Raw genomic sequence first — 26,616 nt, 5'->3', positions numbered from 1 at the left:
AAAAGCGGCCCGTTCGGGGCCGCTTTTCGTCATCGTGTTGTGCGGGTCTCAGCCGATGATCGCGTTCAGCGTGGCCGAGGGGCGCATCACCGCGGCAACCTTGGCCGGGTCGGCATGATAGTAGCCGCCCAGATCCACCGGCGCGCCCTCTGCCGCTTGCAACTCGGCAATGATCTTGGCCTCATTCCCGGCCAGCGCGGCCGCGACCGGTGCGAAATGCGCCGCCAACTCCGCGTCGTCACCTTGAGCCGCCAACGCCTCGGCCCAGTAGCGCGCGAACCAGTAATGCGAGGTCCGGTTGTCGTTCTGGCCCACCTTGTATTGCGGTGAATTGCCATGCTCCAACAGCTTTTGCGTCGCCACATCCACCGCCTTGCCCAAGACCGCAGCCTTGGCGCGGCCCTTTTCCTCGGCGAGGAAATTGAAGCTTTCGCCCAGCGCGCAGAATTCGCCAAGGCTGTCCCAACGCAGGTGGTTTTCTTCGACCAGCTGCTGCACATGCTTGGGGGCCGAGCCGCCCGCGCCGGTTTCAAACATGCCGCCGCCCTGCATCAGCTTGACGATGGACAGCATCTTGGCCGAGGTGCCCAGTTCCAGAATCGGGAACAGGTCGGTCAGGTAGTCGCGCAGCACGTTGCCGGTGATGGTCACGCAATCCTTGCCGGCGCGCATGGTCTCGAAGCTGAACCGGGTCGCGGCGCGCGGGTCCATGATCGGAATGTCGATGCCGGCGGCTTTCAGCGCGGGCTTGACGTATTTGATCAGTTCCGCGTCATGCGCGCGCTTGGCATCGAGCCAGAACGCGCCCGCGCCGGTCGCCTTGAAGCGCGAAATGCCCAGCTTGATCCAGTCGAGGATCGGCGCTTTCTTGGCGGTCGACGAGCGCCAGATGTCACCCTTTGCAACGGCGTGCTCGTGCAACACCGCGCCCGAGGCCAGCACGATGCGGATCGTACCATCGGCGGGGGCCTCGAAAGTGGTCGGGTGGCTGCCGTATTCCTCGGCCTTTTGCGCCATCAAGCCGACGTTCGACACCGCGCCACAGGTCGTCACGTCCAGCGTGCCGGTCTCCTTGAAATACTTGACCGTCTCGTCATAGACCCCTGCATAGCAATTGTCAGGGATGCAGCATTTCGTGTCAGCCTCAGCGCCATCCGGGCCCCAACCCTTGCCGCCCGCCTTGATGATCGCCGGCATCGACGCGTCGATGATCACATCCGACGAGACATGCAGGTTGGTGATCCCCTTGTCCGAATTCACCATATAAAGCGGCGGACGCGCGGCCATGGCGGCCTTGAGGTCGGCCTCCAGCGTGGCGTTGCCGGCGATACGGGCCTCCAGATCGCCAAGGCCCGAATTCGGGTTCCAGCCCAATTTGTCCAGCGCCGCGCCGTGTTTGGCGATGAAATCGTCCAGATAAACGCTGACGAAATGGCCGAACAGGATCGGGTCCGACACTTTCATCATCGTCGCCTTGAGGTGCACCGAGAACAACACGCCCGGCTCGGTCGCGGCAATCTCGGCGGCGATATATTTGCGCAGCGCAGCCACCGAGAGGAAAGTCGCGTCAACCACCTCGCCCTCGATGTATTTCAGCCCGTCTTTCAACACGCGCTCGGCACCATCCGCACCGGTAAAGGTGATTTTCGCGCCCCCGGCCTGGGCAGCGGTGATGGTTGTGGATTTCTCATTGGCGTAGAAATCATTGCCCGCCATCGACGCCACATGGGTCTTGGACGCAGAGGTCCATTTGCCCATCCGGTGCGGATTGGCCTTGGCGTATTCCTTCACCGCCTTGGCCGAACGCCGATCCGAGTTGCCTTCGCGCAGAACCGGGTTCACCGCCGAGCCCTTGACCGAATCATAACGCGCCTTGATGTCACGCTCGGCGTCGGTCGCGGGGGCGCGGATACTCGGGCAGCGCATAGCCCTGCCCTTGCAATTCCTTGATCGCACTCTCCAATTGAGGCATCGAGGCGGAAATGTTCGGCAGTTTGATGACATTCGCATCCGGCGTTTTCACCAACTCGCCCAGGGCCGCCAGATCATCGCTGATGCGCTGCTCGGGTGTCAGAAAATCCGGGAAAACCGCCAGAATACGACCGGCCAGCGAAATGTCGCGGGTCTCGATGCTGATCCCGGCAGGCGCCGCAAAGGCGCGGATGATCGGCTCGAGCGAGGCGCGCGCCAGCTCGGGGGCCTCATCGACTTTGGTGTAAATAATGTCAGGGGTCTGTGCCATGGTCAGCATCCTTTGCGAGCGTAATCGACATCACCGGCCAGCATTCGAAACCCGGTGCCGTAATACAGGGAATTCAGAGCAGGAAGGCCCTCGCCGCTGCCCCATTGGATCGCTCTGTCCTCTATCGAGAATCACCCCCCAAGTCAATTGTGTGCAATGGTATACAGTTAAACAATCTTTCCCAAACCCGCCCCATCACACACCCCCGCGCTTTCTTGCGCACCTGCGTCTTTGTTCCAGAAATATCCTGGTGGGAGGCGCGCCAGCGCCGTGGGAGGTGAAACCTCCCGGCGGGCCGAAGGGCCTCGATGGCCCTGAGGCACGCTCCCCCCCCCCCTTTCCCTCTTTCCTCCCGTCCCCCCTTCCCCGCCGCCCGCGAACCTGACACACAGGCGGCAGACCTTCCCGCGATCGGACCGTTTCCATGCCCTGGCTCCTGCTGACTATCGCCATTCTTTTTGAAACCATCGGCACCACCGCGCTCAAGGCCAGCGACGGGTTCTCGCGGCTCTGGCCCTCGACGCTGACCATTGTCGCCTATGCGGTGTCGTTCTGGCTCCTGGCGCTGGTGTTGCGCTCCATTCCGGTGGGCATCGCCTATGCGGTCTGGTCTGGGGTCGGGATCTGCCTGATCGCGGTGATCGGCTTTGTGGTGTTCAACCAGAGGCTCGATCTGCCGGCGGTTCTGGGCCTGTGCCTGATCATCGCCGGGATCCTGGTGATCAACCTGTTTTCCAGCGCGACGCCGCATTGAACCCGTCAGAACCGTTTGTTTGACCACAACGCGACGTCTTGACACGGTCTGCACTGGCATATCCTCGCGTTTTCCTCTATCGCGCCCGCAACGGAACGGGAAAACATATCATGGACCTTCGCAATATCGCGATCATCGCGCACGTTGACCACGGCAAGACAACGCTGGTGGACGAGCTACTCAAGCAGTCGGGCACTTACCGCGTCGGGCAGGCCACCACCGAACGGGTCATGGACTCGAACGACATCGAGCGCGAGCGCGGGATCACCATCCTCGCCAAAGCCACCTCGGTCGAATGGAAAGGCTCGCGTATCAACATCGTCGACACGCCCGGTCACGCCGATTTCGGCGGCGAGGTCGAGCGCATCCTGAGCATGGTCGACGGGGTTTGCCTGCTGGTCGATGCCGCCGAAGGGCCGATGCCGCAAACCAAATTCGTGACCGCCAAGGCGCTGGCGCTGGGTCTGCGGCCGATCGTCATCCTGAACAAGGTCGACAAACCCGCCGCCGAGCCCGATCGCGCGTTGAACGAAGTGTTCGACCTGTTCGCGAATCTTGGCGCCGATGACGAACAGCTCGATTTCCCGGTGCTCTATGCCTCGGGCATCAATGGCTGGTGCGATACCGATCTGGACGGCCCGCGCGAAAACATGGAAGCGCTGTTCGATCTGGTGCTCAGCCATGTCCCCGCGCCCAAGCAGCTTGCGCAGAAGGATGATCCGTTCTCGATGCTGGCCACCACCCTGTCCGCCGACCCGTTTCTGGGCCGCATTCTGACCGGGCGCGTCGAAACCGGCACGCTGACGGTTGGCGAGACGATCAAGGCCCTCTCGCGCACCGGCGAGCGGATCGAGCAATTCCGCGTCTCGAAAATCCTGGCGTTTCGCGGTTTGGGCCAGCAACCCATCGACGAGGCCATTGCCGGGGACATCGTGACCATTGCCGGCATGACCAAGGCCACCGTGGCCGACACTTTGTGCGCCTTGTCGATTGACACCGCCCTGCCCGCACAACCCATTGACCCGCCCACCATCAGCGTCACCTTCGGCATCAACGACAGCCCGCTGGCGGGCAAGGATGGCTCCAAGGTGCAAAGCCGCGTGATCCGCGAGCGCCTGCACAAAGAAGCCGAATCAAACGTCGCCATCAAGATCGAGGACACGCCGGGCGGCGACGCCTTTGTCGTATCGGGCCGCGGCGAATTGCAGATGGGCGTGTTGATCGAGAACATGCGCCGCGAGGGGTTCGAGCTGTCGATCAGCCGCCCGCAGGTGATTTTCCGCGACGAGGGCAAGGAACGCCTGGAGCCCATCGAGGAAGTCACCATCGACGTGGATGACGAATACACCGGCACGGTGATCGAAAAACTGACCGGCCCGCGCAAAGGCGATCTGGTCGAGATGAAACCCGCCGGTGTCGGCAAGACGCGGATCATCGCGCATGTGCCCTCGCGCGGGTTGATCGGCTACCACGGCGAGTTCATGACCGACACGCGCGGCTCGGGCGTGTTGAACCGGGTGTTCCACGAATGGGCCCCCTATAAAGGCCCGATTCAGGGGCGTCGTCAGGGCGTGCTGATCTCGATGGAGACCGGGGTTTCGGTGGCCTATGCGCTGTGGAACCTCGAGGATCGCGGCAAGATGTTCATCGGCCCGCAGGAGCAGTTGTACACCGGCATGATCATCGGCGAGCACAGCCGCGACAATGATCTCGAGGTCAACCCGCTCAAGGGCAAGAAGCTGACCAACGTGCGCGCGTCGGGCACCGATGAGGCGGTGCGCCTGACGCCGCCGGTCCTGATGTCTCTGGAACAGGCGATTGCCTATATCGACACCGACGAATTGGTCGAAGTGACGCCCAAGTCGATCCGCCTGCGCAAACGCCACCTGGACCCGCATGAGCGCAAGCGCGCGGCAAAAACCGCAGGCTGAGGGGTTTCCCTCGGGTCGTGAATCTCGGCCGGTCCCGCTGCGGGGCCGGCCGATTTCTTTTGAGTATTTTTGGCAAGATGATGTCGGCAGGTCAGGCGGATTTCCGCACCCGCCGGGGCGCGGCAGGCGTCACGCAATTCGTATTTGGCGGATCGGGCGCACTGCGTTAGGCTGGTGGTTGGCCCCATCAGGAGACGGTTATGCGCAGTTTCATCCTCGCCCTCATCCTTGCCGCGCCAATGCCTGCCCTGGCGCAGGATGGCCCGCTTGGCATTGCCTTTGTGCAGGCGCCCGAACAAGCCTCGGGCATGGCGCTTGGTGCGACCGCCGCCGAGGCCTTTGCCCGCGCCACCGCGCAATGCGTCGAGGGTGGGGCCATGGCCGAGGATTGTCTGCAAACCAATTGGTGCCAGCCTGCGGGGTTTTCGGTGGATGTCTTCGTGCAGCACCAAGAAGGGATTCATTGGCACGAGGTGATCTGCGGCCTGCCGAGCGAGGCGATTGCCCGGTCGGTGGGCGAGACGGTTTGCGACCGGTCCGAGCGGCCATTTCTGATCGAATGCATGGTCACGCAGCTCTATGATCGCGACGGACAGGCGCTGATCAAGTAATTCCGAGGGTTTCTTGCGTTAGCGCCCAACAAATCCTTGCAATTTGCGCGCCGCACTGCAGAAATTGGCCACGTTTCATCACCGTTCCCCCGGAGGACCCGACATGGCCGACTTCACCAAGATCCTGATCGCCAACCGGGGAGAAATCGCCATTCGGGTGATGCGCGCGGCCAATGAGTTGGGCAAGAAAACCGTTGCCGTCTATGCCGAGGAGGACAAGCTGGGCCTGCATCGGTTCAAGGCCGACGAGGCCTATCGGATCGGCGAGGGTCTGGGGCCGGTGGCGGCCTATCTGTCGATCCCCGAGATCATCCGCATCGCCAAGCAATCCGGCGCGGATGCGATCCATCCGGGCTATGGGTTGCTGTCGGAAAACCCGGAGTTGATCGACGCCTGTGTCGCCGCGGGTATCGTCTTTATCGGGCCGCGCGCCGACACGATGCGCGCGCTTGGCGACAAGGCCAGTGCGCGCCATGTGGCGATCGAGGCCGGGGTGCCGGTGATCCCCGCGACCGAGGTGCTGGGCGATGACATGGACGAGATCCGCGCCATGGCCGAGGCGGTGGGCTATCCGTTGATGCTCAAGGCCAGCCACGGCGGCGGCGGGCGCGGGATGCGGGCGATCCTGACGCCCGAGGAGTTGGAAACCCGGGTGCGCGAGGGGCGCCGCGAGGCGGAAGCCGCCTTTGGCAACGGCGAGGGGTTTCTGGAAAAGATGATCCAGCGCGCGCGCCATGTCGAGGTGCAGCTGCTGGGCGATACGCATGGCAACCTGTACCATCTCTATGAGCGCGACTGCACCGTGCAGCGGCGCAACCAGAAGGTTGTCGAGCGTGCCCCGGCCCCCTATCTGACCGACGCCCAGCGCGCCGAAGTCTGCGAACTGGCGCTGAAGATCGGCCGCGCGGTGGGCTATCAGAACGCGGGCACCGTCGAATTCCTGATGGATATGGACAGCGATGCCTTCTATTTCATCGAGGTCAATCCGCGCGTGCAGGTCGAGCATACGGTGACCGAGGAAGTCACCGGCATCGACATCGTCAAGGCGCAGATCCGCATCGCCGAGGGCGCGACGCTGGCCGAGGCCACGGGCACGCCAAGCCAGGCCGATGTCACGCTGTCGGGTCACGCGCTGCAATGCCGCGTCACCACCGAGGATCCGCTGAACAATTTCATTCCCGATTATGGCCGCCTGACCGCCTATCGCAGCGCCACGGGCATGGGCATTCGACTGGATGGCGGCACGGCCTATGCGGGCGGGGTGATCACCCGCTATTACGACAGCCTGCTGGTCAAGGTGACGGCCTGGGCGCCAACCCCGACCGAGGCCATCGCGCGCATGGACCGGGCGTTGCGCGAATTCCGCATCCGGGGCGTCAGCACCAACATCGCCTTTGTCGAGAACCTGCTGAAACATCCGGTATTTCTGGCCGATCAGGCAACCACGAAATTCATCGACACCACGCCCGATCTGTTCACCTTCAAGAAGCGCCGCGACCGGGCGACGAAAATCCTGCTGTATCTGGCGGACATCACGGTCAACGGCCACCCGGAAACCGCGGGTCGGCCAAAGCCCGAGGCGCAACCCCGGATGCCGACGCCGCCCAAACGCGTCGTCGAGGCCCCGCCTGCGGGCACCAAGACGCTGCTGGAGGCGCAGGGCGCAAAGGGTGTCGCGTCGTGGATGAAGGACCAAAAGCGAGTGCTGATCACCGACACCACCATGCGCGATGCCCACCAATCGCTGCTGGCCACACGGATGCGCTCGCTTGACATGATTCGCGTGGCACCGGCCTATGCGACCAATCTGCCGACGCTGTTCTCGATGGAATGCTGGGGCGGCGCGACTTTTGATGTGGCCTATCGCTTCTTGCAGGAATGCCCCTGGCAGCGCCTGCGCGACCTGCGCGCCGCGATGCCGAACATCCTGACGCAGATGCTGCTGCGCGCCTCGAACGGGGTTGGCTATACCAACTACCCCGACAACGTGGTGCAGGCCTTCGTGGCGCGCGCGGCCGAGACCGGGGTCGATGTGTTCCGGGTGTTCGACAGTCTGAACTGGGTCGAAAACATGCGCGTGGCGATGGACGCGGTGATCGAGACCGGGCGGATTTGCGAGGGCACGATCTGCTACACCGGCGATCTGCTGGACCCGGCGCAGCACAAATACACGGTACGCTATTACGTCAAGATGGCGCGCGAGTTGGAGGCTTCGGGCGCGCATATTCTGGGCGTCAAGGACATGGCGGGCGTGCTCAAGGCCCCGGCGGCGCGGGTGTTGTTCAGTGCGCTCAAGGACGCGGTGGACCTGCCGATCCATTTCCACACGCATGACACCTCGGGGGCGGCGATCAGCACGATTCTGGCGGCCTCGGATGCCGGGGTGGATGCCGTGGATGCGGCGATGGATGCGCTGAGCGGCAACACCAGTCAGCCGACGCTGGGCTCGGTCGTCGAGGCGCTGCGCCACACCGAGCGCGACACCGGGCTGGACATGGGCGCGGTCCGGCAGATTTCCGACTATTGGGAGCAGGTGCGCGCGCATTACATGGCCTTCGAGACCGGGCAACAAGCCCCCAGTTCCGAGGTCTATCTGCACGAGATGCCGGGCGGGCAATTCACCAACCTCAAGGCACAAGCCCGCAGTCTGGGGCTGGAGGAACGCTGGCACGAGGTGGCGCAGGCCTATGCCGACGCCAACCAGATTTTCGGGGATATCGTCAAGGTGACGCCCTCGTCCAAAGTGGTCGGAGACATGGCGCTGATGATGGTCACGCAGGGTCTGAGCCGCGCCGATGTCGAGGATCCGGACAAGGATATGTCGTTCCCGGAATCGGTGGTCGATATGCTCAAGGGCAATCTGGGACAACCCGAGGGGGGTTGGCCCGCCGGGATCAGCGCCAAGGTGCTCAAGGGAGAGGCGCCGTCGGTCGAGCGCCCGGGCAAAAACCTGAAACCGGTTGATCTGGAGGCCACGCGGGCCGAAGTCTCGGGGTTGCTGGATGGGTACTCGATCGATGACGAGGACCTGAACGGCTATCTGATGTATCCCAAGGTGTTCCTCGATTACATGGGGCGTCATCGTCAATACGGGCCGGTGCGCACCCTGCCGACGTGGAATTTCTTTTACGGGATGGAGGAAGGCGAGGAGGTCTCGGCCGAGATCGACCCCGGCAAGACGCTGGAAATCCGCCTGATCACGACGGGCGACACGCAGGATGATGGTGACGTCAAAGTGTTCTTTGAACTCAACGGCCAGCCGCGCACGATCCGGGTGCCGAATCGCAAGGTCAAGGCCAGCGTCGCCGCGCGGCCCAAGGCCGACATGAACAACCCCGACCATATCGGCGCGCCGATGCCGGGGTCCGTGGCCTCGATTGCGGTCAGCGTCGGAAAGAAGGTGAAGGCCGGAGATCTGCTGTTGACCATCGAGGCGATGAAGATGGAAACCGGCCTGCACGCCGACCGCACGGCGGTGATCAAGGCGGTGCATGTGCAACCGGGCGCGCAGATTGACGCCAAGGACCTGCTGATAGAGTTGGAATAGCCACCAAGTCCGCAGACGACAGCCGCCGGCGGCATCGGCGGGTTTTTTTTGAGTATTTACAGCAAGATGAAGCCTGAAGGGCGGTGGGCGAGCTCCGGTTGTTGCGCGCTCAGCGCCGTTTCACGAATTCCGTCAGGATCACGATGCGCTGCCCCTCGACGCGGCCCTCGATGTGGCTGGCATTGTCGGCCACCAAGGAAATGCCCCGCACCACCGTGCCGCGCTTGGCGGTGAAGCCGCCGCCCTTGACCGGCAGATCCTTGACCAGAACCACCGAATCGCCCATCGCCAACAGCACACCGTTCGAATCACGGTGCTCCAGCGCAGCGGGGGTATCGGCCCAGACCTGCGCCTCATCCGACAGGATCATCGTCTCGCGCAGGTCGGCCGCCCACGGGTCTGCCAAGGTCCCAAGCGTGCGCCAGACCGCGTATTGCACCGCCGGTTCCGCCGACCAGGCCGCCCCTTGCAAGCACTGCCAATGGCCTTGCGCGCGCGCGTCGGCCTCGCCCCGGCAGACCGGGCACAGCAGAACGGGGTCGGCGGGGGGCTGCGCATGGGCGGTCAGACCCTCGGCGGCACCGCAGAATTCGCAGACGCCCGCGGCGCGGGCAAGCAGATCAGTGTTGGGCATGGCATCCTCGGGGTCACAGACAGCGTTTGCCATAGGCCGGAGCGCCATGAAACGCAACACAGGCAAAACAAAACCGCCCTTTCGACGCATCGAAAGGGCGGCCCGAGGTATCGGAACTTGCAGCGTTGCAGACTTATGCTGGCAACTGGCCTGCTTCTTTGGCAGCCGCGATTTCGTCGGCGTCCAGAGCACCGCTCTGATCGGCGTCAGCCGCGTCAAAGTCAGCCTGGCTCAGGTCTGGGTAAGACACCAGCAGTTCCTCATAGGAATAGACCCCATCGGCATTCGCGTCGGTCAGCGCGGTCTCTGCATAAACAGGAAGCGCTGCGAAAGCGGTTGCGGCAGCAAGGGTCAGGACGAGTTTGTTCATTTCAGTCTCCAAAAAGACAAGTTACGGTCACAACGACCGCAGTCGAAGCCACCTCTGGCTTCGCGGCGGTAAGTGCGCCAAATCATGGCGCTTTTCCAGAGGAAAAATGCGTTGGAACCCCGCGTCTCACAACGCCGTGATCGTTGTGGGTTCGGGTCTTTGCGCCGCTGCGTTTTCAGCGCAGGTCACCCGCCCTGCAGGTGATAAAAATCAGAGGACGGCATTTTTCCCCCTTGCAGGCAGGGCGACCTTGGCCTAATCACCCCTCACGGAGTGCGGGCGTAGCTCAGGGGTAGAGCATAACCTTGCCAAGGTTAGGGTCGTGAGTTCGAATCTCATCGCCCGCTCCAATAAAAGCAGACGGCCTTCGGGCCGTCTTTTTTATGGCCCGCAATGCCGCTCTGAAGGCCCGGAGATCCCCAATGACAAGCGGCGGAATCGTGGCCCTGCGCCGCTGGATGACCCGGAAAAACTGCGCGACGGACTCTTGCAGCCGCCCGCGTCAGATGTTAGGTCGCGACCATAGAGCGGGCGTAGCTCAGGGGTAGAGCATAACCTTGCCAAGGTTAGGGTCGTGAGTTCGAATCTCATCGCCCGCTCCAAGTCACCACACCCCGGGGTGACACAGACAAAGGCCGCCTTCGGGCGGCCTTTCTGCGTTGCAAGCGGCGCGCGGCAAGGGCGCGGATCTATCCGCGCAGGGCAAGAAAAAACCGGGCAAGATGCCCGGTTGGTTGGTCGCCAGTCAATGGGATGCGGTCAATGGGATGCGGTCAATGGGATGCGGTCAATGCGTCCAGACCTGTTTGCGATTGGTCGCGAAATTCTCGGCATATCCGTTGGCACGAATAACCGCCGCGCGCACCTTGGGCTGCGAGACGTTATATTCCAGATTCTGCGCCTTGGCATAGGCTTCTGCCTTGGCCAGCGTCGAAAACCGCAGCTTGACCTGCGTTTGCGTGTCGCCTGATCCGGTCCACCCCATCAACGGATCCTGCACGCGGGACTCGCCCGGCGTGAATTCGAGCACCCATTGCTTGGTGCGAGCCGTGCCAGATTGCATGGCATTGCGGGCGGGGCGATAGATACGGGCGCGCATGGCAAACCTCCGATAAGCGTGGGGCTTTATCCCCAATACCCGACGCGCTGACAAGCGCAAAGCGCCGCGCCGCTATCAGATCACGTTGCGAAACCGTCCGTGGCACATCGTCACAGTGAATGACAGCTTGCTCTTGAACAAGAACAAAATAGGCACAATTGTAGAGGCACGCGCGCGCCCTGCGTTTCCCGGAGAGTTTGATGCACAACAACCGCCCCGACGTTCTGTCCGAGATGCCGATGATGCAAACCCCTGAGCGCAAGAAGCTTGAGGGGGGCAAGGCGTTTGTGTTGCACACGCCCTTCCAGCCCGGCGATCAACCCAAGGCGATCGAGGAATTGGTCAAAGGCTTGAAGGACGGCGAGCACAATCAGGTTCTGCTGGGCGCAACGGGCACCGGCAAGACCTTCACGATGGCCAAGATCATCGAACACACCCAGCGCCCGGCGATCATCCTGGCCCCGAACAAGACCCTCGCCGCCCAGCTTTATGGCGAGTTCAAGGGGTTTTTCCCCGAGAACGCCGTCGAATATTTCGTGTCCTATTACGACTATTACCAGCCCGAAGCCTATGTCGCGCGCTCGGACACCTATATCGAGAAGGAAAGCCAGATAAACGAGGCCATCGACCGGATGCGCCACTCGGCTACGCGCGCGCTTCTGGAGCGCGATGACGTGATCATCGTCGCCTCGGTCAGTTGCATTTACGGCATCGGCAGCGTCGAGACTTACTCCGCCATGGCACAGGATCTGGTGGTGGGTGATCTCTATGATCAACGCAAGATCATCGCCGAATTGGTCGCGCAACAATACCGCCGCAACGACGCCGCCTTCACCCGCGGCGCGTTTCGCGTGCGCGGCGACGTGGTCGAGGTCTGGCCCGCACACCTGGATGACCGCGCCTGGCGATTGTCGTTTTTTGGCGAGGAATTGGAGGCAATTACCGAATTCGACCCGCTCACAGGTCGGAAAACTGACAGTTTTGACAAAATCCGCATCTACGCGAACAGCCATTATGTGACCCCGCGTCCGACCATGCAGCAGGCCATCAAAGGCATCAAGGAAGAGCTGTTTTTGACATTGAAACGGATGAATGCCGAGGGCAAATTGCTGGAGGCCCAGCGACTGGAGCAGCGCTGCAATTTCGACCTTGAGATGCTGGAAGCCACCGGCGTGTGCAACGGGATCGAGAATTACTCGCGCTATCTGACCGGGCGCGCGCCGGGTGAGCCGCCGCCCACCCTGTTCGAGTTCATCCCCGACAACGCGATTGTCTTTGCCGACGAAAGCCACGTCAGCGTGCCGCAAATCGGCGGCATGTACAAGGGCGACTTTCGGCGCAAATCGGTGCTGGCGGAATACGGGTTCCGGCTGCCGTCCTGCATGGACAACCGCCCGCTCAAATTCGAGGAGTGGGATGCGATGCGCCCGCAATCCGTGTTCGTGTCCGCCACCCCCTCGGCCTGGGAACTCGAGCAGGCGGGCGGTGTCTTTGCCGAGCAGATCATCCGCCCGACCGGCCTTCTGGACCCCAAGATCGAGATCCGCCCGGTCAGTATGCAGGTTGATGACCTGCTCGATGAAATTCGCCGCGTCGCGCAGGACGGGATGCGCGTTCTGGTCACCACCCTGACCAAGCGCATGGCCGAGGATCTGACCGAATATCTGCATGAACAGGGCATCCGCGTGCGCTACATGCACTCGGATATCGACACCATCGAGCGCATTGAAATCCTGCGTGACCTGCGCCTCGGCGCGTTTGACGTGCTGATCGGCATCAACCTGTTGCGCGAGGGGTTGGACATTCCGGAATGTGGCTTGGTCGCGATTCTGGATGCCGACAAGGAAGGCTTCCTGCGCTCGGAAACGTCCTTGGTGCAGACCATCGGCCGCGCCGCGCGCAACGCCGAGGGCCGGGTGATCATGTATGCCGACAAGATCACCGGGTCGATGCAGCGCGCGATCAATGAGACCGAGCGCCGCCGGGCAAAGCAATTGGCCTATAACATCGAACACGGGATCACGCCGACGACGGTGAAGAAAAACGTCGAGGATATCCTTGCGGGGCTCTGGCAGGGCGATACGGATCAAAGCCGTGTAACCGCGACACTTGACGCCCCCATGATTGGCGCCAACCTCGCCGCGCATCTTGAGGCCTTGCGAACCGAAATGCGCAAAGCCGCCGAGAACCTGGAATTCGAGGAAGCCGCGCGCTTGCGTGATGAGGTCAAGCGTCTGGAAGCGGTCGAGCTGGCCATCGCGGACGATCCTCTGGCACGTCAATCCGCCGTAGAAAACGCGGTGGGTGAGGCCGTCAAATCGCGAGGCCGTTCAACGGGTGGTAAGGCAGGGTCACCAGCCCGCAAGAGAAGTAAGCGATAAGATATTGATTGGTAATTACTTTGTTCTTGACGCTATTGTATGACATTAAATGCCAGACATTATTTCAGCCAACAGCCCGGCAATGGGCTGAATGTCATACATTATGGCAAAACCCGGGCTTTGGTGACCGCGCGACATCGGAAAAACAATGCTTGCCTTGAGCGAAAACGGCCCGCGGGTCGCGGTGGTTCTGGGGGCCGCGGTTTGGCCTGATGGGCGCCCTTCACCGACACTCCAAAGACGCGCGCAGCATGCCATAGCCTTGTACAAAGCTGGCGCGGTCGACCTGATTCTGGCCTGTGGCGGCATCGGCAAACACCCACCCAGCGAAGCCGACGTGGTCCTTGAAATCTGCCGCGACGCCGGGATCCCGCCGACGTCACTGGTGTCGGAGTCCCGGTCAACCACGACGCGCGAAAATCTCGAAAATGCGGTGTCGATCTTGAAGGATCTCAAGCCCTCAGCCGTGGTGATCGTAACCGACCCCTATCACAAACCACGCGCCCGGCTGATCGCCTGGCAGGTGGGATTGCCGGCTGACGTCTCGACGCCGCGGGCCACGGCGGTCGGCCCACGGCAATGGCTGACGCACAGCGGACGCGAGGCGTTTGCCGTGATCGCGACGCTGCTGCGTATTCGTTAACGCCAGATCTGCATGTTCACACTGGTGATCTGCTGACCATTCCAGCCATAGATATCCAGTTGCACCCATGTCCCGCCCTGCACGATCAGATCGCGCTGATAAGGCGTGAAGGCAATGCGGGCCACGGCGCGCTCCAACGAGGCGCGGGCGTTGGCGTTGGCGAACCACGGATCCCCGCCATCCCCCGAATCGCGCCGGTTGAAACGGTGAAAATTGGCGCGGTCCTGCCGGATGATTTGCGACGGCTCCCACAACCGCACGCCGCGCGAGTTGTTCAGATCCTGCGGGCCGATCCATGCGGAATACGACCCCAGAAACGACTGCGCGCTGAGCGGCGCCGCGGCCACCATGAATGCAAGCCCAATGGCTAAAAGTTTACGCATTTAGACACCTCCTTGTTTATCAGGTTTTAACGTTCAGCGGATGAGATGGACCGCGCAGGGCGCATGGCGTGCGACCCAAGACGCCGTCGACCCAAACAGCCCCGGATCGGAGCGATGTGATGCCATAACGATACAATCTGCCCCTTCGGCGTTGGCCCAATCGAGGATTGCGCGGCCTGCGTCGCCCTCGACGACCTCAACACCGGCGCCGGGCAAATCCGCCGATTGCGCGCTCAGATCGGCCTTGATGGCGGCGATCAGCTCTTCTCGCCAGCCTTCGGGCATGTAGCTGATGGCGAAAAAAGGCACAGGATCCATGACGTGAAGCAGGGTGATACGGCCACCCGCCGCTTGCAGCGCCCTGGCTGTGGCCAATTCGCGCTTGGTGTCGAAACCCGGTTCATAGGCGACGGGAACGAGGATGTTGTGATACATAGAAGCCTCCCTTTCTTCACGCCGAGAATAACACGGCATGGTGATGGTAACCTTGATACAAGTCAGTGGCCGGACGCGTGCCCGCGGTTTCAGACTCGGCGGCTTGCCCCGGACGAAAAAAGGCCCCGACGCCGCGGGGCCTGACCTTGGATTTTAGCGGCTTGCGCCTTAATTTCGGGGCTCGGTGACGGTCAGACCCAGCATTCGCCAGACCTGCATGCCGCCTCGGTAGTACGAAATCCGGTCGGCCGGATATCCGGCCTCGATGATCCGGCGGATCGCCGTTGGCGATTGGCCGCACCACGGGCCGTTGCAAAACAGCAAGACCGGACGCGCCTCATCGCAGATGAACCCGTCGAAATCGAGCTCGCAGCCAACCTCGGTCAACCGGTCGGCCATTTGCGTGTAGGGGATGTGCACCGCACCCGGGATCGTGCCGCCGCGATAATCGGACTCGACGCGGCTATCGACAACGATCGTGTTCGGGTCCTGAAGCGCGGCCAGAACCTCCAGTTCGCCAACCGTGGTAACGCCCTCGGCGGGGGTCATCGGCTGAATGCAAAAGATCGGACACGGCCGCGAGGTGCGCGCCCATTCACCCGAAACGACGTTGTCATTGTCTTGAATGCGGCTGATCTCGGCGGTTCCGGTATCCGTGACAACGGTCACCGAGGCGACATCGGCGGTGATATTCACTGGCTCGGCAAAGGCGGTAGTCGTCAAAACGGGCGCGACAAAGGCAAAGAGCGCCGAGGCGAGGGTTAAGCGGGCCATGATAAACTCCTGTCAGGGGACGAAAATTGACGGCAGATCGCACCCCCCATGACATAGGGACCGCCCCCACATGTCAACCATGCGCTTTGCGACGATCCGAAGGCGCCGAAGGACATGCCGCCATTGCACCTGCCGGTAGGGTTCGGCTATAACACGGGCAACAAAATCTTGTGGATTGCGCCAGTGAGGCCCCCGGTGAACAGCCTATGACCGACGAGACCGATACCCCGATTGAACCCAGCGACATGAAACCCAGCCAACCGGTGGTTTCAATCGTTGACGAGATGCGCACGGCCTACCTCGATTACGCGATGAGCGTGATCGTCAGCCGCGCGATTCCGGACCTGCGGGACGGGTTGAAACCGGTGCACCGGCGCATTCTCTATGCGATGCACGAGACCAACAACACGCATGACAAATCCTATCGCAAATCGGCGCGTCCGGTCGGCGATGTGATGGGCAAATTCCACCCGCACGGCGACAGCGCGATCTATGACGCACTGGTGCGGATGGCACAGCCGTTCTCGATGTCGCTCAAGCTGTTGGATGGTCAGGGCAATTTCGGCTCGATGGACGGCGATAATGCGGCGGCGATGCGCTATACCGAAGTGCGCATGGACAAGCCGGCCAACTTTTTGCTGGCGGATATCGACAAGGACACCGTTGATTTTCAGGACAATTACGACGGCAAAGACCGCGAACCCACGGTTCTGCCGGCGCGTTTCCCGAATATGCTGGTCAATGGGGCGGGTGGCATCGCGGTGGGTATGGCCACCAATATTCCGCCGCACAATCTGGGCGAAGTGATCGACGCCACCAAGGCGCTGATCGAAAACCCCGATCTGACCTCGGAACAGTTGATGCACTTTATTCCGGCCCCGGATTTTCCGACCGGCGGGCAGATCATGGGGCGGGCGGGCGCGCGCAAAGCCTATCTTGAGGGGCGTGGCTCGGTGATCATCCGGGCGAAAACCCATGTCGAGGAGCTGCGCAAGGACCGTTTCGCCATCATCATTGATGAAATCCCGTATCAGGTGAACAAATCCACCATGGTGGAGAAAATCGCCGAGGCGGTGCGCGACAAGCGTATCGAGGGGATCAGCCATGTTGCCGACGAATCCGACCGGATCGGCGTGCGCGTGGTCATCGAGCTCAAGCGCGATGCCACGCCCGAGGTGGTGCTGAACCAGTTGTTCCGCTTCACGCCGATGCAGGTCTATTTCGGCTGCAACATGCTGGCGCTGAACGGCGGACGGCCTGAACAGTTGATGCTGCGCGACTTTCTGACCAATTTCATTGCCTTCCGCGAAGAGGTCGTGACCCGGCGCACCGCGTTCGAGTTGAACAAGGCCCGCGAGCGCAGCCATGTCCTGTGTGGTTTGGCCGTGGCCGTGTCGAATGTCGATGAAGTCGTGGCGACCATTCGCAGCTCCAGCGACCCGGCCGACGCCCGCGAAAAACTGATCACCCGGCGCTGGCCCGCGGCGGATATCGCAGCCTATATTCGCCTGATCGACGACCCCAGCCACACGCTGAACGACGACGGCACCTATAACCTGTCCGAAATCCAGGCCCGCGCCATTCTGGAACTGCGCCTGCAACGGCTGACGGCTCTGGGCGTCAAGGAAGTCACCGACGAGCTGGAAGAACTGGCGGGCAAGATCAAGGATTACCTTGATATTCTGCGTTCGCGCACCCGCATCATGGCGATCATCACCGACGAGCTGGACGAAGTGCGCACCGCCTTCGCCGTCCCCCGCCGCACCGAGATCATCGACTGGGCCGGTGACATGGACGACGAGGATCTGATCGAACGCGAGGATATGGTCGTGACGATCACCTCGGGCGGCTATATCAAGCGCACGCCTTTGGCCGATTTCCGGGCACAGAACCGGGGCGGCAAGGGCCTGTCGTCGATGTCGACCAAAGAAGATGACGTCGTCACCACATTGTTCGTCGCGAACACGCACACGCATCTGTTGTTCTTCACCACCGATGGCATGGTTTACAAACTCAAATGCTGGCGCTTGCCGCTGGCCGGGCGCAACGCACGCGGCAAAGCGATGGTGAATATCCTGCCAATCCCGACCGGCGTGTCGATCGCCGCCCTGATGCCGGTCGATGCGCCCGAGGAAGAATGGGACGATCTGCAGATCGTCTTTGCCACCTCGGCCAGGGGATGTGCGCCGCAACGCCTTGTCGGACTTCACGAATGTCATGCGCAACGGCAAGATCGCGATGAAATTGCCCGAGGGCGTCGAATTGGTGAATGCCCGGATCGCCGACGCCAATGACGACGTCATGCTGTTGACCGCGCAAGGCCGCGCGATTCGCTTCCCGTCCACCGATGTCCGGGTCTTCAAGGGCCGTGATTCGACCGGCGTGCGCGGCATTCGACTGGGCAAGGCAGATCGCGTCGTGTCGATGGCCGTGATCCGCCACTTCACCGCGGACCCACAAGACCGCGCCGCGTATCTCAAGCAACGCCGCCTGTTGGCCGGGTCGGTTGACGAGGTCGAGGTGGACACCGACGAGGACGACACCGTCGAGGCCGGGTATCTCAGCGCCGAACGCTATGCACAGATGGCCGCCGCCGAGGATCTGATCCTGACGATCACCTCGGGCGGCGCGGGCAAATTGTCGTCCTCGCATGATTACCCGGTGCGCGGGCGTGGTGGCCAGGGCGTCATGGCAATGGACCGGGCGATGCGCGGCGGCGATCTGATTGCCTCTTTCCCGGTCGTCGAGGGGGATCAGATCATGCTGGCCACCTCGACCGGCCAGTCGATCCGCGTGCCGGTTGATCAAATCAGCTTCCGGTCGCGCTCGGCGGGCGGCGTGCGGGTGTTCAACACCGGCAAGGGTGAGGTTGTCGTGTCGGTGGCGCGCGTGGCCGAATCCGAGGCCGACGACGTCGCGGACAAGGCCGCAGACGCAGAGACCACGAACAACACCGCCGTGATCGACACCGCGCCAGAATAACCCCGGCGCCGATCACAGGTTTATCGGGGCGGTCAGCGGCAGCCCCTTTTCTTTGGCGCCGCCCATCGCTACATCATCCCCATGACACACACACTTCATATCGTCGGCGGCGGCATGGCCGGATCCGAGGCCGCATGGCAAGCCGCACAGGCGGGCGTCCGCGTCGTGTTGCACGAAATGCGACCCAAAATCGGCACATTCGCGCATCAAACCGGCAATTACGCCGAGATGGTCTGCTCCAATTCCTTCCGCTCGGATGATGACGAGCAAAATGCCGTCGGCCTCCTGCATTGGGAAATGCGCGCCGCCGATGGCTTGCTCATCGCCATGGCCGATGCGCATTCCCTGCCCGCCGGCGGGGCCCTCGCCGTGGACCGCGACGCGTTTTCCGAGGCCGTAACCGCCCGCTTGCGCGCCCATCCGCTGATCAGCTTCGAGGAGGACGAGATCACGCAACTGCCCCGGGATGGGCACTGGATTTTCGCCACCGGACCGCTGACCTCGGACGCGCTGGCACAGGCGATCCGTGCGGAAACCGGCACCGAAGCGCTGGCTTTTTTCGACGCCATCGCGCCGATCGTGCATTTCGACACGATTGACCAATCCAAAGCCTGGTTCCAGTCGCGCTATGACAAAGGCGACACCGAGGCCGAGCGCAAAGCCTATCTGAACTGCGCGATGGACCGCGACCAATACGAGGCGTTCATCGACGCCATTCTTGCCGCGCCCAAAGCCGAATTCCACGAGGGCGAAACCGCGGGCTATTTCGACGGCTGTCTGCCCATTGAAGTGATGGCCGAACGCGGTCGCGAGACGTTGCGCTTTGGCCCGATGAAGCCGATTGGCCTGACCAATCCGCACAATCCCGACCAGAAAGCCCATGCTGTCGTGCAGTTGCGCCGCGACAATGCGTTGGGAACCCTGTTCAACATCGTCGGTTTTCAGACCAAGATGAAACACGGTGCCCAAACCGAGGTTTTCCGCATGATCCCCGGGCTTGAAAATGCCGGGTTCGCGCGTTTGGGGGGCATTCATCGCAACACATTCCTGAATTCCCCGACCTTGCTTGACACGCAGATGCGATTGAAATCGCAGCCGAATTTGCGATTTGCCGGGCAGATCACCGGGGTCGAGGGCTATGTCGAATCCGCAGCGATGGGGTTGGTTGCCGGGCGGTTGGCGGCGGCGGAAATCCTTGGCAGGCCGCTCTGTGCACCGCCACGCGAAACCGCAATGGGCGCGTTGATCGCGCATATCACGGGCGACGCTGACGCCAAAACCTTTCAGCCGATGAACGTCAATTTCGGACTTTTCCCGCCGATTGACGCCAAAGGCGGGCGGCGTGGCCGCAAGGACCGCTACAAAGCCTATACCGACCGCGCCAAGCAGAACTTCACCGCGTGGCTGGGCTGATCACCCGTTTTGCCCCCTCGCCCACCGGCCCGCTGCATCTGGGTCATGCCTTCTCGGCCCTGACGGCTTATGATCTTGCCCGGTCGCAGAATGGCCAGTTCTTGCTGCGCATCGAGGACATCGACACACCGCGCTGTCGCCCGGCCTTCGAGGCGCAGATCTACGACGACTTGCACTGGCTTGGCCTGGACTGGCCCCTCCCCGTGATGCGCCAGAGCGAACGGCGCGCCGCCTATGCGTCCGCCTTGGCGCAGTTGAACGCGCTGGGTGTCACCTATGGCTGCACCTGTACGCGCGGCGATATTCGCGCCGCCTTGTCCGCGCCGCAGGAAGGCACCGCGCCGACCGGCCCTGACGGACCGATTTACCCCGGCACTTGCCGCCATCAACAGCGCGACCCCGAGGGCGCCGCAATTCGCCTGAATATGGCCCGCGCAACCGCCTTGATCGGCAGCGTGACCTTTGTCGAAACCGGCCCGCTCCACACCGGTTCGCACATCTATACACCCGAATGGTTAACGACTCATGTGGGCGATGTCGTTCTCGCGCGGCGCGATATCGGAACTTCGTATCATCTGGCGGTGAGTGTCGATGACGCCGCACAAGACATCTCGCTGGTTGTGCGCGGCGTCGATTTGTTCGAGGCCACCGCAATTCATACGGTCTTGCAGCGCCTTCTGGATTTGCCAACACCCGAGTATCATCATCATCGCTTGATCCGCGATACGCAGGGCAAACGGCTCGCCAAACGCGATGCGGCCCGCGCCTTGTCCTTGTATCGCGACGACGGGCTGACGCCCGAAGCGCTGCGCGAATCCCTGGCGCTCTGAGGCCGGTCCGGGCTTAACTCTGCTCCGGTGCCATCAACTCGACCACCTCCCCCGCCCGGACTGCGGTGTAAAAGCACGACCTGCGGTTGGTATGGCAGGCAGGCCCGGTCTGATCGACCACAACCAACACGCAGTCGCGGTCACAATCATATCGAAAATCCACCAGAATCTGACTGTGGCCCGAACTCTCGCCCTTGACCCAAAACGCTTGCCGCGAGCGCGACCAGTAGGTGACCCGGCCGGTTTCAAGGCTGCGGGCAACGGATTCGGCGTTCATCCACGCCATCATCAACACCTCGCCAGACGCCCTGTCCTGGGCAATTGCGGGGATCAAACCGTCCTCGTTATAGCGGAGGGATTGCGGATCGAACGACATGAGCTATATCCTTTGTCAGTCAAGGAGCGTCTGAAGTGTCCGATACTGCCGATCTGATCAAGCTATATTCCACGCGAATCCTTGCCTTGGCGGCGGATATTCCGCATCTGGGTCGCCTGGAGGACCCGCAAGCAACGGTGAAAAAGCGCTCGCCGTTGTGCGGATCAACCGTCACGGTCGATCTGGACATGGTTGACGGCAAGGTCACACGGTTTGCACAAGACGTGAAAGCCTGTGCCTTGGGACAAGCGGCAGCGGCAATTCTGGGCCAATCCGTGTTGGGCCGCACCACGGCAGAACTCGAGCGCGCGGCCGCGCAACTGGCGGCGATGCTGAAATCCGACGGTGACACACCCGACGCCCCCTTCGAGGGGTTTGAAATTCTCCTTCCGGCACGCGATTTCAAGAATCGCCACGCCTCTGTTTTGTTGGCAATACAGGCGGCCGCCGAGGCGGCGCGACACGCTGAGACTTGACCACGAAACCCTGAATAACGCGTTAAAAAAAACCGCCGCATTCATGATGCGGCGGCAAGTGGCGTGTCTGGTATGGTCGGGATGCCGGGACAGTGGCAGCCCTCCAGACCGCAAGGCAGTGGGCAGAAACCTTACAAACCGAAGAAAATCAAGTCATTAGCGGCAAGTGCAGCGCCGCATAGGCCAGCACGAAAAGTGCGAATGCCCCCAAGGCATCGGTGAACAGCACAACGCGATCATCGCGGGTTTTGGTCATGGAACGAAGGATCCGGCGCATGTCTTGACCTCCAAGGTTGTTAACCTTTTGTTCTCATATTTGTGAGAACATTGCAAGAACATTAGCGAACATTAAGTGAAGAAAACGCTACCCCACATGAATCAGGCGAATCGCCTTGTCTTGCTCCATCAACCAAAGCAGTGTTTGCGCTGCCTGCCCTCGTGCTGACGTCAGGGTCGGGTCATCGGCCAAAAGCTTGCGCGCATCACTCTGTGCGATTTCCATCAACCCGGCCTGCCGCTCCAGATCCGCAAGCCGAAACCGCGGGAGGCCTGATTGCGCGGTGCCGATCACATCACCCGCGCCGCGTATTGCGAGATCCTCTTCGCTGATGCGAAAGCCGTCTTCGGTATCGCGCATCAGTTTGAGGCGGCGCGTCGCGGTTTCCCCCAAGGGAGGCTCAAAAAGAAGCAGACAGGTCGAGGCGTCGGAACCACGGCCCACGCGCCCGCGAAGCTGGTGTAACTGGGCCAGCCCGAAACTCTCGGCGCCTTCGATCACCATGATCGTTGCGTTGGGCACATTCACGCCGACCTCTATCACCGTCGTCGCGACCAGAACCCGGGTCTCGCCAGACACGAACCGGACCATCGCCGCGTCTTTTTCGGTGCTGGACAATTGACCATGCACCAGTCCGACCACCCCCTCACCGAGGATGGCGCGCAAATGGTCGAACCGCGATTGTGCCGCCGTCAGGTTGACGGTCTCGCTCTCCTCGACCAACGGACAAACCCAATAGGCCTGGCGTCCATCGCGAACCGCGTGCTGCAAATGCGCCACGACTTCGCCCATCCGCTCGATCGACGCCAGGGACGTGGCAATGGGCTTCCGGCCGGGAGGCTTCTCATCAAGCAACGACACATCCATATCGCCGTATTGCGAAAGCGCCAGACTGCGCGGGATCGGCGTCGCGGTCATGACCAGACTGTCCACCGTCGCCCCTTTTTCGCCCAGCGCCATGCGTTGCGCCACGCCAAACCGGTGCTGCTCGTCGATCACCGCCAAGCGCAGGTCCGCATAGGTGACATCGCGCTGGAATATGGCATGGGTGCCGATCAGAACATCGGTGCGTCCCTGCGCGAGATCGCTCAGTTTGGCTTGGCGGTCACGGCCTTTGTCGCGCCCGGTCAACAGCGCGATCTTGATCCCCGCCGCCTCCGCCATCGGTGCAAGGCTCTCAAGGTGCTGTCGCGCCAGAATTTCCGTGGGTGCCATCAACGCACCTTGCCCACCCGCCTCGACCGCAGTCAGCAATGCGGCCATTGCGACCAGGGTTTTCCCCGAGCCCACATCACCTTGCAGCAAGCGGTTCATCTTGTGCGGAGCCGCCATATCCGCCACGATTTCACCTATCGCGCGCGTCTGCGCCCCGGTCGCGGCATAGGGCAATTGCGCCAGCACACGCTGAACGAGGTGCCCATCGCCGCGGGTTGCCGCCCCTGCCGAACGCCGACGCTCTGCGCGCGCCATCGCCAGGGTCAATTGATGCGCCATCAGCTCATCATAGGCCAAACGCTGGCGGGCGGGGTGTGCGGGCGACAGATCCTCGGCGGCAGACGGGTCATGCGCCTTGAGAACCGCCTCTTTCCAACTTGGCCAGCCCTTCCTTTTTTTCAGTTCGGGATCAATCCACTCACCCAGATCTGGCACGCGGGCACAGGCCGAGGTTACGGCGCGCTTCACCATTTTCTGCGTAACGCCGGCGGTCAGTGGATAAACCGGTTCAAACCTGGGCAGCTGGTCGATCTCATCGACCCGCAGGACATGATCCGGATGGGCCATTTGATAGATCGAATCAAAGACCTCAATCCGACCGGACACCATTCGCCGCTGCCCGGTCGGAAGAATTTTCTGCAAATACTCCGCGCGGGCGTGAAAGAAAATCAGCTGAAACTCTTGCTCTGCGTCTTTGACAAGCACGCGATATGGTCGCCCGCGTTGCCGCGGCGGCAGATGGAGGCCCACGTCGACCTCGACCGTCGCCACTTCGGGCGGCAGAACCTCGCGAACACTGCGGCGGATTTGCCGATCAATGATCGAATGCGGCAGCAAAAACAGCAGATCCCGCGGCGAAAGAACGTTCAAGCCGCTGAAATTCTTGGCCGTTTTAGGGCCAATTCCATCGAGCCCCTCAAGGTCACCGAACAGCGGAAACAAGATTTCGGGGCGGCCGGTCATCCGGCGATCAAGGCCAGCCAAGCGTCCTCGTCAAGAACGTCCACGCCGAGCGCCGCCGCTTTCGTGGCCTTCGAGCCTGCCCCCTCCCCGGCGACCAAGATATCGGTCTTGGAGGATACCGACCCGGCGACCTTCGCGCCCAAGGATTCTGCGCGCGATTTCGCCTCGGCTCGCGTCATCCGCGTCAAGGTTCCCGTGAAAACCACCGTTTTTCCCATGATCGCGCTCTGCCGGACGCTGTTTTCCGGTGGCACGATCTCTTGCAATTCCGCGATCAAGCGATCTATCGAGGCGCGCTCTTTGGGTTGCGCGAAGGTCGTCACCAGAGACATTGCCAAGACCGCGCCCAGACCGTCAATGCCGAGGATCTCGTTCCATGCCTCAAGGGAGGCAGCCGGAACCTCGGCATCACGCCAGACGGCGTCGCGCGCTTTCTTGATCGTCGCGCGTCGCCCTTCGGCCGCGGCGGAGGCGCGTTCCTGAACCTCGGCGTCATTGGCCAAGGCATGATGATGCGCCGCCGAACGGGCCAGATCGACAACCGTGGCCAATCGATCCCAGGATCGGAAATGCTTTGCCAAATCCATCGAGGCGACTTCGCCAAGATGTTGAATACCCAAGCCAAACAAGAGCTGCGCCAGGGGAATGCACCGCCGTTCTTCAATCGCGTCAAAGAGCTTTGCCGCGCTTTTTTCGCCAAAACCATCGCGATGTTTCAGTTTGGTCAGGTTGACAGCATCCCGTTTCGAAAGCGTGAAGATATCCGCAGGCTCGCGGATCGGGAGTTGGTCATCGGCATAAAACATCTCGATCTGCTTTGCGCCCAGCCCCTCGATGTCAAAGGCCCCTCGGCTCACGAAATGCTTCAATTTCTCAATGGCTTGTGCGGGGCAGATCAACCCACCTGTGCACCGGTAGACGCTATCCCCGGGCTCGCGAAGCGCCGTCGAGCCGCAGTCTGGACAGCGGTCAGGAAATTTGAAGGGCTGCGTTTCGGCAGGGCGGCGGGCAAGATCGACATCGGCGATTTTGGGAATCACATCGCCCGCGCGGTAAATCTGCACCCAATCGCCAACCCGGATGTCACGCCCCTCGCGGATCGGCGCGCCGTGGCTGTCGCGCCCGGCGATATAATCCTCATTGTGCAGCGTTGCGTTGGAAACCAGCACTCCGCCCACGTTCACCGGCGCCAGTCGCGCGACCGGACTGAGCGCGCCGGTCCGCCCCACCTGAATGTCGATGGCCTCGAGCCGGGTCCACGCGGTTTCCGCCGAAAACTTGTGGGCAATGGCCCATCGCGGCGTGTTCGCCCGGAATCCCAGGCGCTCTTGCAGGGACAGATCGTCAATCTTGTAAACCACGCCGTCGATGTCATACCCGAGGTCAGGTCTGGCCGCTTCGATGCGTTGGTACTGCGCAATCAGCGCATCAACCGAGTCGCACCGCTGCGTAAGCGCGTTCACCTTGAACCCCAGTTCCTTGAAACGCTGCAAGCAACCCCATTGCGTTTGCGCGAGCGGCTGCGACAGCGCGCCCCAGGCATAGGCAAAAAATCGGAGCGGCCGGGTGCGGGTGATTTCCGGGTCGAGTTGTCGCATCGAGCCGGCCGCCGCGTTTCGGGGGTTGGCGAACACGCGGTCCCCGGATGCATTCAGGGCCGCGAAATCCGCATGCGCCATGTAAACCTCACCCCGGACCTCCAGGATTTCTGGTGCATCAACAAGGGTTTGCGGGATGTCGGTGATCGTTCGGGCATTGGCGGTGACATCTTCGCCGGTTTCGCCATCGCCACGCGTCGCGGCCGAGACCAGGTGGCCCAGTTCGTAGCGCAAGGATAGCGAGAGACCGTCAATCTTCGGTTCGGCCGTATAGATCAGGGAGGCGTCGTTGGTCAGGCCAAGATAGCGCCGAATGCGGGTGTCGAAATCCGCGACGTCCTCGTGTGTGAACGCATTTGACAAAGACAGCATCCGCACGACATGGCTGATCTTGCCGAACCCCTCGGATGGGCTGGCACCGACTTTTTCGCTTGGGCTGTCGCCGCGTTTCAAATGCGCGAAGCGTTGCTCGATTGCCGCGTTGCGGCGCTTGAGCGCGTCATATTCTGCGTCAGAAAGAACAGGCGCGTCATCCTGATGATAGGCACGGTCGGACTGCGCAAGCGCTTGTGCCAGATGCGCCAGTTCCGCCTTGGCTTCCTCTTCGGTCAAGCTTTCAATTGGCCGATCGTGCAGCATTTCCGTCCCCCGCGCGCGCTCACCGCAGTGATAGGGCGGCGCG

At 62.0% G+C, this 26,616-nt stretch carries 19 protein-coding genes, 2 tRNA genes and 2 pseudogenes; 12 read left to right on the top strand and 11 right to left on the bottom strand.

Annotated elements, in window-relative coordinates; translation table 11 throughout:
- Positions 1-48 precede the first annotated feature (48 nt).
- Positions 49-2,251: pseudogene (locus VDQ28_RS12925) on the bottom strand (NADP-dependent isocitrate dehydrogenase).
- Positions 2,252-2,666: 415 nt separating this feature from the next.
- Between VDQ28_RS12925 and VDQ28_RS12920 the strand changes: the two are divergent.
- The 4 genes from VDQ28_RS12920 to VDQ28_RS12905 all read left to right on the top strand — a co-directional run bounded on the left by VDQ28_RS12920 (position 2,667) and on the right by VDQ28_RS12905 (position 9,085).
- Positions 2,667-2,996: an SMR family transporter gene (locus VDQ28_RS12920; RefSeq protein WP_323036323.1), complete on the top strand. Its 330-nt coding sequence runs from the start codon at positions 2,667-2,669 to the stop codon at positions 2,994-2,996.
- A gap of 110 nt (positions 2,997-3,106) precedes the next feature.
- Positions 3,107-4,927 carry a translational GTPase TypA gene (gene typA, locus VDQ28_RS12915; RefSeq protein ID WP_323036322.1) on the top strand — a complete coding sequence of 607 codons (1,821 nt, stop codon included), beginning with the start codon at positions 3,107-3,109 and terminating at the stop codon, positions 4,925-4,927.
- Positions 4,928-5,127: 200 nt separating this feature from the next.
- Positions 5,128-5,538, top strand: coding sequence for a hypothetical protein (locus tag VDQ28_RS12910; protein ID WP_323036321.1), 411 nt, complete (start codon positions 5,128-5,130; stop codon positions 5,536-5,538).
- 103 nt (positions 5,539-5,641) lie between these two features.
- Complete coding sequence (locus VDQ28_RS12905) at positions 5,642-9,085, top strand: pyruvate carboxylase (RefSeq protein ID WP_323036320.1); 3,444 nt, start codon at positions 5,642-5,644, stop codon at positions 9,083-9,085.
- A gap of 109 nt (positions 9,086-9,194) precedes the next feature.
- Here VDQ28_RS12905 and VDQ28_RS12900 read toward each other — a convergent pair whose 3' ends face one another.
- Both VDQ28_RS12900 and VDQ28_RS12895 read right to left on the bottom strand, forming a co-directional pair.
- Positions 9,195-9,719 carry a PhnA domain-containing protein gene (locus VDQ28_RS12900; RefSeq protein ID WP_323036319.1) on the bottom strand — a complete coding sequence of 175 codons (525 nt, stop codon included), beginning with the start codon at positions 9,717-9,719 and terminating at the stop codon, positions 9,195-9,197.
- A 133-nt stretch (positions 9,720-9,852) separates the two neighbouring features.
- The gene (locus tag VDQ28_RS12895) at positions 9,853-10,089 is read right to left on the bottom strand and encodes a hypothetical protein (RefSeq protein ID WP_323036318.1); all 237 of its coding nucleotides are present in this window, start codon (positions 10,087-10,089) and stop codon (positions 9,853-9,855) included.
- Positions 10,090-10,364: 275 nt separating this feature from the next.
- Between VDQ28_RS12895 and VDQ28_RS12890 the strand changes: the two genes are divergently transcribed.
- Both VDQ28_RS12890 and VDQ28_RS12885 read left to right on the top strand, forming a co-directional pair.
- Positions 10,365-10,439, top strand: a tRNA-Gly gene (locus tag VDQ28_RS12890).
- Between the two features lie 177 nt (positions 10,440-10,616).
- Positions 10,617-10,691: transfer RNA gene (locus tag VDQ28_RS12885), tRNA-Gly, on the top strand.
- 185 nt (positions 10,692-10,876) lie between these two features.
- Here the strand turns inward: VDQ28_RS12885 and VDQ28_RS12880 are convergent.
- Positions 10,877-11,188, bottom strand: a complete 312-nt coding sequence (locus VDQ28_RS12880) for an ETC complex I subunit (protein ID WP_323036317.1) — start codon at positions 11,186-11,188, stop codon at positions 10,877-10,879.
- A gap of 197 nt (positions 11,189-11,385) precedes the next feature.
- Between VDQ28_RS12880 and uvrB the strand changes: the two genes are divergently transcribed.
- Both uvrB and VDQ28_RS12870 read left to right on the top strand, forming a co-directional pair.
- Positions 11,386-13,569 (top strand): excinuclease ABC subunit UvrB, encoded by a 2,184-nt coding sequence (gene uvrB, locus VDQ28_RS12875; protein ID WP_416349378.1) that lies wholly within the window; start codon positions 11,386-11,388, stop codon positions 13,567-13,569.
- A gap of 148 nt (positions 13,570-13,717) precedes the next feature.
- Positions 13,718-14,212, top strand: a complete 495-nt coding sequence (locus tag VDQ28_RS12870) for a YdcF family protein (RefSeq protein WP_323036315.1) — start codon at positions 13,718-13,720, stop codon at positions 14,210-14,212.
- Here the strand turns inward: VDQ28_RS12870 and VDQ28_RS12865 are convergent.
- From VDQ28_RS12865 to VDQ28_RS12855, 3 genes are all read right to left on the bottom strand, one after another.
- Positions 14,209-14,595 (bottom strand): hypothetical protein, encoded by a 387-nt coding sequence (locus VDQ28_RS12865; protein WP_323036314.1) that lies wholly within the window; start codon positions 14,593-14,595, stop codon positions 14,209-14,211. The two genes, VDQ28_RS12870 and VDQ28_RS12865, sit on opposite strands and share 4 nt — an antisense overlap.
- Before the next feature lie 33 nt (positions 14,596-14,628).
- The gene (locus tag VDQ28_RS12860) at positions 14,629-15,030 is read right to left on the bottom strand and encodes a universal stress protein (RefSeq protein WP_323036313.1); all 402 of its coding nucleotides are present in this window, start codon (positions 15,028-15,030) and stop codon (positions 14,629-14,631) included.
- Positions 15,031-15,198: 168 nt separating this feature from the next.
- Positions 15,199-15,804, bottom strand: a complete 606-nt coding sequence (locus VDQ28_RS12855) for a rhodanese-like domain-containing protein (protein ID WP_323036312.1) — start codon at positions 15,802-15,804, stop codon at positions 15,199-15,201.
- Between the two features lie 206 nt (positions 15,805-16,010).
- On the opposite strand from VDQ28_RS12855, the pseudogene gyrA reads away from it, so the two are divergent.
- The 3 genes and pseudogenes from gyrA to gluQRS all read left to right on the top strand — a co-directional run bounded on the left by gyrA (position 16,011) and on the right by gluQRS (position 21,029).
- Positions 16,011-18,786 (top strand): annotated as a pseudogene (gene gyrA / locus VDQ28_RS12850) (DNA gyrase subunit A).
- Positions 18,787-18,867: 81 nt separating this feature from the next.
- Positions 18,868-20,199 (top strand): methylenetetrahydrofolate--tRNA-(uracil(54)-C(5))-methyltransferase (FADH(2)-oxidizing) TrmFO, encoded by a 1,332-nt coding sequence (trmFO, locus tag VDQ28_RS12845; RefSeq protein WP_323036311.1) that lies wholly within the window; start codon positions 18,868-18,870, stop codon positions 20,197-20,199.
- The gene (gluQRS, locus tag VDQ28_RS12840; RefSeq protein WP_323036310.1) at positions 20,187-21,029 is read left to right on the top strand and encodes a tRNA glutamyl-Q(34) synthetase GluQRS; all 843 of its coding nucleotides are present in this window, start codon (positions 20,187-20,189) and stop codon (positions 21,027-21,029) included. The genes trmFO and gluQRS overlap by 13 nt, the downstream gene beginning before the upstream one ends.
- A 13-nt stretch (positions 21,030-21,042) precedes the next feature.
- Here the strand turns inward: gluQRS and hisI are convergent, their stop codons facing one another.
- Positions 21,043-21,405 carry a phosphoribosyl-AMP cyclohydrolase gene (gene hisI, locus VDQ28_RS12835; RefSeq protein WP_323036309.1) on the bottom strand — a complete coding sequence of 121 codons (363 nt, stop codon included), beginning with the start codon at positions 21,403-21,405 and terminating at the stop codon, positions 21,043-21,045.
- A gap of 35 nt (positions 21,406-21,440) precedes the next feature.
- On the opposite strand from hisI, the gene VDQ28_RS12830 reads away from it, so the two are divergent.
- Positions 21,441-21,881 (top strand): iron-sulfur cluster assembly scaffold protein, encoded by a 441-nt coding sequence (locus VDQ28_RS12830; protein WP_323036308.1) that lies wholly within the window; start codon positions 21,441-21,443, stop codon positions 21,879-21,881.
- Between the two features lie 148 nt (positions 21,882-22,029).
- On the opposite strand, the gene VDQ28_RS12825 is transcribed toward VDQ28_RS12830, so the two are convergent.
- The 3 genes from VDQ28_RS12825 to ligA form a co-directional block, all read right to left on the bottom strand.
- Positions 22,030-22,158 carry a hypothetical protein gene (locus VDQ28_RS12825; RefSeq protein ID WP_323036307.1) on the bottom strand — a complete coding sequence of 43 codons (129 nt, stop codon included), beginning with the start codon at positions 22,156-22,158 and terminating at the stop codon, positions 22,030-22,032.
- Between the two features lie 87 nt (positions 22,159-22,245).
- Positions 22,246-24,336, bottom strand: coding sequence for an ATP-dependent DNA helicase RecG (gene recG, locus VDQ28_RS12820; protein WP_323038122.1), 2,091 nt, complete (start codon positions 24,334-24,336; stop codon positions 22,246-22,248).
- The gene (gene ligA, locus VDQ28_RS12815) at positions 24,333-26,573 is read right to left on the bottom strand and encodes an NAD-dependent DNA ligase LigA (RefSeq protein ID WP_323036306.1); all 2,241 of its coding nucleotides are present in this window, start codon (positions 26,571-26,573) and stop codon (positions 24,333-24,335) included. Before ligA ends, recG begins: the two co-directional genes overlap by 4 nt.
- Positions 26,574-26,616 lie beyond the last annotated feature (43 nt).

Source organism: Pararhodobacter sp., from assembly GCF_034676545.1.
In the GTDB taxonomy this organism is placed as follows: Bacteria; Pseudomonadota; Alphaproteobacteria; order Rhodobacterales; family Rhodobacteraceae; genus Pararhodobacter.
The sequence above is the reverse complement of the archived record's forward strand: the minus strand, read 5'-3'. Positions and strand labels throughout refer to the sequence as shown.